The organism is Chamaesiphon sp. OTE_20_metabat_361 (assembly GCF_031364565.1).
Map to the genome: position 1 here is coordinate 1 of NZ_JANLWO010000778.1, position 1,681 is coordinate 1,681.

2 protein-coding genes are annotated in these 1,681 nt (G+C 43.7%); one reads left to right on the forward strand and one right to left on the reverse strand.

The annotated features are described in order from the left end of the window. Positions 1-283: 283 nt before the first annotated feature. Entirely contained in the window at positions 284-1,264 is a 981-nt protein-coding gene (locus RMO35_RS22000; protein ID WP_309744316.1) for a LysR family transcriptional regulator, read from the reverse strand. A 142-nt stretch (positions 1,265-1,406) separates the two neighbouring features. Between RMO35_RS22000 and RMO35_RS22005 the strand changes: the two genes are divergently transcribed. Then, positions 1,407-1,681, forward strand: a 275-nt coding sequence (locus RMO35_RS22005; protein WP_309744318.1) for a succinylglutamate desuccinylase/aspartoacylase family protein, incomplete at its 3' end; no start/stop codon positions are given.

The following is a 1,681-nucleotide window of genomic DNA, read 5'->3' on the forward strand; positions in this document are numbered from 1 at the left end:
AAAACCAACAATTGCCCTAGCTTATTTCGCCCGCAGTGTTGCCAAATACGAATTGAATGATAAAGAATCAGCAATTCAGGATGCAAACAAAGCAGCAGAGTTATATAAACAACAAGGGAATACAGAGTTTTATCAAAAAGCAATGGACTTTCTCAAGGCATTGGGTAAGACCTAGAGAACATCACCAATTTTGCCAAAAATTGCGTAAAGCTCCAGCCAACCCGTCAGCTAAATACTCCGAACACCCCGATCTCCATCTCCGTAGACTCTATACATTTACAATTTAAATTTCCTTGCCGATGATACCTTCAATAATTTTGATAAAATTTGCCAAGATCGGGGATGAATTATCTCGCCGCCAAACTGCGGCTAATTGATTAGTAACTGCTCGTTCTTGCAACTTTTTGTACACTACTCCTTTGCGTTGTAAATTTTGGACGCTGGCTGGCAAAATACTAATCCCAATTTCACCAGCGACTAGCCCGAGAATCGTGACCATGAAGACCGCTTCTAGGGCAATATTCGGCACGAATTTAGATTGAACACACAAACCTTCAATTTCTTTAAATAAGCCGGGTACAACTTGACGATCCGGCATGATAAATGATTCGTCTCTGAGATCGGCGAGCGAAATAACCGAGCGATCTGCCAGCGGATGTCGAGCTGGTAGCACGACAACTAATGATTCTCGAACGAGCAGTAACACATCTAGATCTGCGGTTGCTGCTAACGATTCGGTTAAGTCGAGATATTGATAGACAAACATCAAATCTGTTGCCCGATCGCGCAATCTTTGAATTTGATTACTGCTGGTTTCTTCACTTAAAATTAAACTAATATTGGGATAATTTTGTTTGAAAGCTCCCAAAATATCTGGCAAGATACCATTAGCCATCGCGCTCGTAAATCCGACCGTCAAATATCCCAATTTCCCAGCTATTTCTCCCAGCCGAATCCGGTGGGTATTCTCAACTGCCAAATCTAATTTTTCGACAATTACCCGCGCAGCTTCTAAAAACGCGCGTCCGGTTTGGTTTAACTGATGGGGGCGTTTTTTGCGATCGAATAGCTCGACTCGTTCGCGTAGCGTCGGCTCTGCCGAATCGCCCAATCTCTTTTCCAGGGCGGCGATTTTTCTGGTGAGATATGGTTGCGCTACATGTAATTTTTCCGCCGCACTAGTAATACTCCCCGCTTCGACAACAGCTAGAAAGTAACGCAAGTCGCGAAGTTCGATCGCTTTTACCGCTTCTGTCGTATTCACGATATCCAGATTCTATAACTATCGGGTTATATTAACATGTAAAATTGACTATTGCAGTTATATATTGTTGCGATTATGGTGATGGAGCAAGGCGATCTAGTGACGAACTGGATTACTGAGTAACTTTACACAAGATGCACTGATGATAGCTAAACCGATCGAGAAAATTGCCATTGTCGGCGGTACCCACGGCAATGAGCTGACTGGCGTATATGTGGTAGAAAAGTTGGCTCGGTTTCCAGAGCGGCTGGCGCAATATAGTTTTGAAGTCGTGACCTTATTAGCTAATCCCCAGGCGGTAGCGGCAAATCGACGTTATGTCGATCGAGACTTGAACCGGAGTTTTGACAATGATGATTTAGCGAATCCAGCATTGACTGGTTATGAAGATAGCCGTGCTAAAGAAATCGCCCAAGC